We start from the raw sequence: 8914 nt of genomic DNA, 5'->3' as shown, positions 1-8914 counted from the left end.
TAAAAACCAAGCAGATATATTTTGTTAATACCCTAGAAAAACCAAAGGTTGATTACATCTAAAGATATTACACAAAATTATGGACTTGACTCTCTTATCAGCAATTTTACTTAGAATTGCTTTTAACGTACCCCTTATCAGCAATTTTACTTAGAATTGCTTTTAACGTACCTCTTATCAGCAATTTTGCTTAGAATTGCTTTTAACACACCTCTTATCAGCAATTTTGCTTAGAATTGCTTTTAACACACCTCTTATCAGCAATTTTGCCTAGAATTACTTTTAACACACTCCTTATCAGCAATTTTACTTAGAATTGCTTTTTACGCACCCCTTATCAGCAATTTTACATGGAATTGCTTTTAACGTAACACTTATAAATATAACAGCAGAAAGAATATGTATAAAATAGATATTTCCAACGATTTTGTAAGTGCTGACGCCTGAGGGAATAGTATGCGTGAGAGACTACAGGCTCGATCCATACCCCTAAGCAAGCATGAACTTTACAAAATCGTAATATAAAAAAATAAGCATATCACTATAAAACTGAAGAATTCAGTTAAGTGATATGCTTATTTATTTTGAGTTAGGATATATGCCCAAGCTCCATTTTATAATAAAATCTACTTCTAATATTACATTTTTCTTACTAATTTAATTAATACATATTGTAAAGGTAATCTGCCCCACAATGCCCATTTTGGTAATGTCTTACCGTTTAAAGGAATATTTTTTTGTGCCATATAAACATTTGCTGGGAATACTGCTACTAAAAACCATTCGATTAGTTTTTTAGTAAGTTCACTTGGCTTTTTCAATATTAATTGTAACCCAAATACTATTTCTATTACGCCTGACACCCAAACAACCAATCTTTTTAATGGCAGGAAATGAGGTACAATTGCTTCAAAACCTTTTGATCTTACAAAGTGCATAACACCAGCAAAAGTAAATACTATCCCAAATAATCGTCTAAACAAGGACATTATTCAATACCCATCTCTTTTAAATAACTTTTGCCAAATTTAGGTAAAGTTACTTTAAAGTTATCAGCAATTGTTGCTCCGATTGAACTGAATGTTGTGTCTCCTGATAATTCACGATAATCATTTATACTTGGGCTAAACATTAATAATGGAACATATTCACGTGTATGATCTGTACCAGGTGCAGTTGGATCATTACCATGGTCTGCAGTGATGACTACTAAATCATCTTCATTTAATACAGATTGTAATTCTTCAAGTCGGTTATCAAAATCTTTAATTGCTTGAGCATAACCTTCTTTATTTCTTCTATGACCATATAATGCATCAAAATCAACTAAGTTTAAGAAACTGATTCCAGTGAAATCACTTTTAACTACTTCAATTAATTTATCCATGCCATCCATGTTATCTTTTGTTCTAATAGCTTTCGTAACACCTTCACCATCATATATATCATTGATTTTACCAATAGCTATAACATCATAATTAGCATCTTTTAAAGTGTTCATAACTGTTTCTCCAAATGGTTTCAATGCATAGTCATGTCTATTAGATGTTCTTGTGAAATTACCTGGCTCTCCTACATATGGTCGAGCTATAATTCTACCTATTAAATATTTAGGATCTTTTGTTAATTCTCTAACTTTTTCACAAATATCGTATAACTCTTCTAATGGAATAATATCTTCATGAGCTGCAATTTGTAATACTGGGTCTGCTGAAGTATAAACAATTAAGTCTCCTGTTTCCATTTGATGTTTACCATATTCATCAATAATTTCTGTACCTGATGCAGGTTTATTAGCAACAACTTTTCTACCTGTCATTGTTTCAATTTCTTTTACTAATTCTTCCGGAAAACCTTCTGGATAAACTTTAAATGGTTTATCGATATTTAGCCCCATGATTTCCCAATGTCCTGTCATTGTGTCTTTACCAACAGAAGCTTCACTTAATTTAGTATAAAAAGCTTCTGGATGATCTACTTTATTAACAACTGGTAATTTAGCGATATTACCTAGTCCTAATTTTTCTAAGTTTGGTAAATTTTCATTAAAACCTTCTAGTGTATGTTTTAATGTATGTGAACCTTCATCACCAAAGGCTTTAGCATCTGGTGCTTCACCTATTCCTACTGAATCCATTACAATTAAATGAATACGTTTAAAACGGTTTGTCATTTGACTCACTCCTAGTCTGTAATCACTTTATGGATTAAAGTTGGTTGAACTTGTTCATCAGAAATTGTGATGTTTTCTAAAATTTTAGACTCTACAGCTTTAACATCTTTATTATTTGCATAAATAGTTACTAATGATTCACCTTTTTCAACTTTATCTCCAACTTTTTTATTTAATACTAAACCGACTGCCAAGTCAATTATATCATCCTTTGTTGCTCTTCCTGCACCTAAAAGCATTGAAGCAACTCCAATTTCATCAGCTACAATATGAGATACATAACCCGCTTCTTTAGCTTCAACTTCAAATTTGTATTGAGCTTGTGGTAATTTAGATAAGTCATCAACAACTGAACCGTCTCCACCTTGGTTTTCAAGGAATACTTTAAACTTCTCTAAAGCTTTACCATTTTTAATTACTTCTAACAGCTTTTCTCTCGCTTCTTCTAAAGTTTCTGCTTTATTACCTAATACAACCATTTGTGAACCTAAAGTTAATACAAGTTCAGTTAAGTCTTCTGGACCTTCGCCTTTTAATGTTTCAATTGCTTCTTTCACTTCTAATCCATTACCAATTGCTCTTCCTAACGGTTGACTCATATCTGAAATAATTGCCATTGTATTTCTGCCTACGTTATTTCCGATTTTGACCATTGCATGCGCAAGTAATTCTGAATCTTCAATTGTCTTCATAAAAGCACCAGCACCAGTTTTAACATCTAGTACAATAGCATCTGCTCCAGCAGCAATTTTTTTACTCATTATTGATGAAGCGATTAGTGGAATAGAGTTAACTGTTCCAGTTACATCTCTTAATCCGTAAAGTTTTTTATCTGCTGGTGTTAAATTACCTGTTTGCCCGATAACTGCAACTTTATCTTTATTTACTAAATTGATAAACTCTTGTTCTGTTATTTCTACATGGAAACCTTCAACAGCTTCTAACTTATCGATTGTACCACCAGTGTGTCCTAAACCGCGTCCACTCATTTTAGCTACTGGTACATCAAGTGCTGCTACTAATGGTGCTAACACAAGTGTAGTCGTATCACCTACACCGCCTGTAGAATGCTTATCAACTTTGATGCCTTCAATTTCTGATAAATCAATTTGATCGCCTGATTCAACCATTTCCATCGTTAAATTAGCACGTTCATCATCTGTCATATCTTGAAAATAAATTGCCATTGCTAAACTTGATGCTTGATAATCAGGTATTTCTCCCGAAGTATACCCTTTAATAAAAAACTTGATTTCTTCTTTAGATAATTCTTTCCCGTCACGTTTCTTTGCAATTATGTCTACCATTCTCATAGTTATTACCCTCCTGTTTATAAATGAATACGCTTACGTATGTTTCAAAATATAAAAGGTACTATATAGTACCCTTTATATTAATAGTCTGAATCTGATGTTTCACCTTTTAAAATTTTCACACCAGCTGAAGCACCTATACGTGTTGCACCATTATCAATCATAGTTTTCACATCTTCGTATGAACGGATACCACCTGAAGCTTTAACACCTAAATCTGGACCTACTGTTTCTCTCATCAATTTAATATCTTCTGCAGTTGCACCGCCAGTAGAGAAACCAGTTGATGTTTTTACAAAGTCAGCACCTGCTGCTACTGCTAATTCACAAGCTCTAACTTTTTCTGCGTCTGTTAATAAAGACGCTTCAATAATAACTTTAGTTGTTACACCATTAGCTGCTGAAACTACACTTTCAATATCTTTTTTAACATCTTCATCTCTGCCATCTTTCAATGCACCAATGTTAATAACCATATCTACTTCGTTAGCACCTTTTTTAATTGCATCTTCTGTTTCGAAAGCTTTCACTTCACTAGTAGTAGCACCAAGTGGGAATCCAATTACTGTACAAACGAGTACATCTGAACCTTCTAGCACTTCTTTGGCATGTGCAACATGAGTTGGATTAACACATACTGATTTGAAACCATGTTCCTTTGCTTCTTCTAATAAAGCATCAATTTGTTCCATAGTTGTATCTGGTTTTAAAGCTGTGTGATCGATATATTTAGCTAATGACATATTAAGTCCTCCTAATATTTTTATATTAATTTCATTATAAATGACATGTGAACATTTGTAAAACGATAAGAGAAAATTTGTTCATCAATCTATTAATGCTTGTGCAGTGTATTGATCAGTAATCAAAACATTGCTTAATTGACCTTCAAGTGCACCTCTAATTGATTCTATTTTATGCTCACCCCCAGCAACCAATACAGTATTTTCAATTTCTTTCAATGCATCAAGACCTATACCAATTGTTCTATTGTTAATTGCTTCATCAGCAACTTCACCTGTATTGTTATAAAACCTTGAACATATATCTCCTACTGCTGACTTCTTGAGTCTTGTTTTCTCTTCTTCATTTAAAAATCCAAGTTTAAATAATAGGGATGAATCTCTCACAGTTCCAACTGTGAAAATAGCTATGTCAACTTGTCTACCTTGTTCTAAAATTGATTTGATGTGTCTATCTTTTTCAACCATATCTTTCACTTCTTTGACATCAAATATTACAGGTAATGGTAAATCACGTGGAGTCGCATTATAAGCTTGTGCAAATCTTTCAAGTATTTGATGACTTCGCGTATCTACGTGTGAAAAGCTGATTCCTCCTTTCAACTGTATGATGCCTATATCTTTCAAATGACTTTGCTCTAAATATTGAGACACTTGATACATCGTTTTACCCCAACTAATGCCAATTTTATCTCCACTTTTCACAATTTGAGTTAAATATTCTGCAGTTCTTTTACCAATTGCACTTTGTATATTTAAATAATCATTGTATGATGCATGTTGAACGATACAATCCTTTAAATTATATTTCGACTTTATGAGTGAGGCTAAACTTTCAGCATCTTCATATGGGTCATCTATCTTAACCGTTACAAATCCATGATCTTTCGCATGATTTAATAATCTTGATACTGTAGGTCTTGAAATATCCATCTTTTTAGCTATTGCTTCTTGACTCATTCCTTCTTGATAATAGAGCTTTGCAATTTTGATACTATCTTTATTCTTTTGTAAATCCATCCCTATTCACCACTTTCTTTCACTCTTATCGTACAAAAATTCGCAAAAAATTGAAACAAATGTTATCTTTAAAATGAAAAAACTTTTATATTTGAAGGAGAAGATAGTTATGACTCAAGGGACACCACATATTCAACCAAATGGTGTGAAAATTGCAAAAACAGTACTAATGCCAGGGGATCCATTACGTGCTAAATTTATCGCTGAAAATTTCTTAGAAAATGTTGAACAATTTAATGATGTAAGAAACATGTTAGGTTACACAGGAACTTATAAAGGAAAAGAAGTATCTGTAATGGGTTCAGGTATGGGAATTGCTTCAATTGGTATTTATTCATACGAACTATATAATTTCTTTGATGTAGATACAATTATTAGAATTGGTTCATGTGGTGCGATGCAAGAAGATATCAACTTATATGATATTATTATTGCTCAAGGCGCTTCTACTAATTCACACTATGTTGATCAATTCAACATTCCTGGTTATTTCGCTCCAATTGCAGATTTCGGATTAGTTGCAAATGCTAAAAACAAAGCAGACGAAATCGGTGCAACAACTCATGTTGGAAATATTTTATCAAGTGACATTTTCTACAATGCTGATACAGAAGTAACGAGCAAATGGTCTAGATTAGGTATCCTAGGTGTAGAAATGGAATCTGCTGGATTATATGTAAACGCAGCAGCAGCAGGTAAAAAAGCTTTAGGTATCTTTACAGTAAGTGATCATTTACTAAGAGACGAAGCTACAACTGCAGAAGAAAGACAAAACTCTTTCACACAAATGATGGAAGTTGCTTTAGAAATAGCTGAATAATAAATAAAAGTGGCTGGACAAATTAATTGTCTCAGCCACTTTTATTTTATGCCGCATGCTTCTGCTACGACTTCTACGATATGTTTTACTTTAATTTTTTCTTCTAATCCTTCATTTTTTACACCTAACAACATTTGTAAGTGACATCCTGGATTAGATGTAATAATTAATTGCGGTTCTACTTCTGCAACATGCGTCATTTTTCTATTTAATATTTCCATTGATGCTTCATAATTTACAATATTATATATACCTGCAGAACCACAACAAATATCTTTTTCTGGTAAAATTTTATATTCTAGTCCTTTAATTTGCTGAATAATTTTCTCTGGTTCATTAAATACATGTTGAACGTTTTGTAAGTGACATGATGGTTGATAAGTTGCTCTAGTATGGATTGGTACATCTAAATTCAACTCAATATCATCTAAAATGACAGATATATCTCTTACTTTATTAACAAATACTTCTGCTCTATCTTTCCACTCTTCATCATTTCTCAATAAATGATCATATTCTATTAAAGATGCCCCACAACCTCCAATAGCATTTACATAATAATCTACATCATATTTTTCAAGTGCTTCTATATTTAGTTTAGCTAATTTTTTTGATTTTTCCATTTCACCTGCATGATGTTGAAGTGCGCCACAGCATGTTTGCTGTTTAATTTCTACAACTTGAATATCATGTGCTTCTAATATTTTTATTGCTAAATCATTAATATTTGAGAAAAATGCATCCATCATACAACCTCTAAAGAATCCAACTGTCGTTTTCTTAGTTCTAAATGGATTTTGTATATTAGTCTTTTCTTTTTTAACGGGTGGTAATATCGATGCCATTTTTCCTAGTCTTTCAGGCAATACATCCAATGCTTTTGTCTTACTTATAATTGTAGATATTAATGGTGAATGATACAATTTCAAACCTTTATACATGGCGTCTAACATATAATTACGTTCTAAAAATATAGACATTAATTGAGTGTCTAATTTTTTATTTCTGTTTTCTCTTAATACTTCAACCGCAGATTCATAAATATCACCATACTGTACATTAGTTGGACAAACCGTTTCACATTGTCTACATCCTAAGCATAAATCTATAGCTTCTTCTAAATCTTTTAACTCTGCTTTTCCTTCTACAGCATACTTAACTAAATTAATTCTGCCGCGTGGCGAATGTTTTTCTTCTTTCATCGTTAAATATGTAGGACAAGATGGTAAACAAAATCCACACTGAACACAATCAAAAGTCGCATCATATTCCAATTTATCAATTAAATTAATCGTCATGGACTAACACAAACCTTTCATTCTCGTCTGGGAATATTTTGCCTGGATTCAAACGATTATTTGGATCTAATGCTTCTTTTACATCTTTCATAAATTTCATACCCGCTTCATCAAATTCATTGTACATAAACGGTTTTTTAAATAATCCAATGCCATGTTCTCCACTTAATGTGCCACCTAATTTTAATGCAGCTTTAAATATTTCAGCAACTGCTTCTTCAGCACGTTTCATTTCTTCAGGTTTGCGTTTATCAGTAATAATATTTGGGTGTAAGTTACCATCACCGGCATGACCAAATACAACTAAATTTAAATCATAAGTTTGTCTTATTCTTTCTATTTCTTCAAAAAATGCAGGTATTTGGCTAACTGGTACGCTCGTATCTTCGCTAATTTTAGTAGGACCAAATTTTACAATCGCAGGTGATACAAGCTTTCTCACTTCCCATAATTCTGATGCTTGTTTCTCATTTTGCGCAATGAGCACCTTACATCCAGGTAATTCTGCACACGTTTCTTCAATTATTCTCATCTCTGCTTCTAAAGCTAAAGGATGTCCATCCAATTCTACTAATAATACTGATTCAGAATCAGCAGTTACATTCTCAATTGGATGTGTTGATAAAACTGCATCAACACAATATTTGTCCATTATCTCAATTTTAGAAGGTAATATACCAGATCTTAAAATTTTAGAAACAGCTTTTCCAGATGTAATAAAATCATCAAACTGCAGCATAGCTGTCTTAGTATCTATCGGTTTAGGAATTAGTTGTAAAGTAGCTTTAGTAATAATACCTAGTGTTCCTTCCGAACCTACAATTAATTTAGTCATATCATAGCCTGTTACATTTTTTACAGTACGACCCCCACAATGAATCACATCTCCATTTGCCGTTACGACTTCTAATCCTACAACGTAATCTTTCGTTACACCGTATTTTAAACATCTCGGTCCACCAGCATTTTCAGCTAAATTTCCACCGATTGTAGATACTCTAGAACTTGAAGGATCAGGTGGATACATTAGCCCATACGATTCAGCTACTTTATGAATCTTTTCAGTTATAACACCTGGTGAAACTTCCATCATTAAGTCATTCTCATAAACTGTTATTTCATTGTCCCACCTTGAGAAATCGAGCACAATACCACCATATACAGCAAGCGGACCCCCACTCAAGCTCGTACCACTTCCTCTTGGATAAATTGGGACATCATATCGATTACACAATTTAACAATATGAACAACTTCCTCCGTAGACATAGGCTGACAAATAATATCAGGCATAAACTCTCCGAAAGAAGCATCAAAACTATAACTTGAAAGATCAGCAACTTCTTTAGAAACACGACCATCATCCATATGTTTCTTTAAAGCTTCATAGAGCTCCTCCATGTTATCCCCCCTGTATAAAAAATTATTATTCTATTAATGATATCACTGTTTTTTATAATTTTCATTTCAAGTGAATGCGGTTACAAAATATGTAATGAAAAAGAGTGGACCAAGAATGTCTTATATAAGACATTCACACTTCTTTCGA

At 32.7% G+C, this 8914-nt stretch carries 8 protein-coding genes; 1 reads left to right on the top strand and 7 read right to left on the bottom strand.

Going from position 1 to position 8914, the window contains the following annotated elements:
• Positions 1 to 638 precede the first annotated feature (638 nt).
• The 5 genes from LQ609_RS11760 to LQ609_RS11740 all read right to left on the bottom strand — a co-directional run bounded on the left by LQ609_RS11760 (position 639) and on the right by LQ609_RS11740 (position 5249).
• Entirely contained in the window at positions 639 to 989 is a 351-nt protein-coding gene (locus LQ609_RS11760; RefSeq protein ID WP_078356891.1) for a DoxX family protein, read from the bottom strand.
• The gene (deoB, locus tag LQ609_RS11755) at positions 989 to 2173 is read right to left on the bottom strand and encodes a phosphopentomutase (protein WP_078356892.1); all 1185 of its coding nucleotides are present in this window, start codon (positions 2171 to 2173) and stop codon (positions 989 to 991) included. Before deoB ends, LQ609_RS11760 begins: the two co-directional genes overlap by 1 nt.
• An 11-nt stretch (positions 2174 to 2184) precedes the next feature.
• Complete coding sequence (locus LQ609_RS11750) at positions 2185 to 3486, bottom strand: pyrimidine-nucleoside phosphorylase (protein ID WP_119634610.1); 1302 nt, start codon at positions 3484 to 3486, stop codon at positions 2185 to 2187.
• Between the two features lie 80 nt (positions 3487 to 3566).
• On the bottom strand, positions 3567 to 4229 hold the full coding sequence (gene deoC / locus LQ609_RS11745; protein WP_107509008.1) for a deoxyribose-phosphate aldolase: 663 nt from the start codon (positions 4227 to 4229) through the stop codon (positions 3567 to 3569).
• Positions 4230 to 4313: 84 nt separating this feature from the next.
• The gene (locus LQ609_RS11740; RefSeq protein ID WP_239734795.1) at positions 4314 to 5249 is read right to left on the bottom strand and encodes a sugar-binding transcriptional regulator; all 936 of its coding nucleotides are present in this window, start codon (positions 5247 to 5249) and stop codon (positions 4314 to 4316) included.
• A gap of 109 nt (positions 5250 to 5358) precedes the next feature.
• On the opposite strand from LQ609_RS11740, the gene deoD reads away from it, so the two are divergent.
• Entirely contained in the window at positions 5359 to 6069 is a 711-nt protein-coding gene (gene deoD, locus LQ609_RS11735) for a purine-nucleoside phosphorylase (RefSeq protein ID WP_078356896.1), read from the top strand.
• A 41-nt stretch (positions 6070 to 6110) separates the two neighbouring features.
• Here the strand turns inward: deoD and LQ609_RS11730 are convergent, their stop codons facing one another.
• A complete protein-coding gene (locus tag LQ609_RS11730; RefSeq protein WP_239734794.1) occupies positions 6111 to 7367 on the bottom strand; it encodes a (Fe-S)-binding protein in 1257 nt (418 codons plus the stop codon).
• On the bottom strand, positions 7357 to 8766 hold the full coding sequence (locus LQ609_RS11725) for an FAD-binding oxidoreductase (RefSeq protein WP_078356898.1): 1410 nt from the start codon (positions 8764 to 8766) through the stop codon (positions 7357 to 7359). Before LQ609_RS11725 ends, LQ609_RS11730 begins: the two co-directional genes overlap by 11 nt.
• Positions 8767 to 8914 lie beyond the last annotated feature (148 nt).

It is taken from the genome of Mammaliicoccus sp. G-M28 (assembly GCF_022386595.1).
Lineage (GTDB): Bacteria > Bacillota > Bacilli > Staphylococcales > Staphylococcaceae > Mammaliicoccus > Mammaliicoccus fleurettii.
Note: the sequence above shows the minus strand (reverse complement) of the source record. Positions and strands in the feature narration are given on the sequence as shown.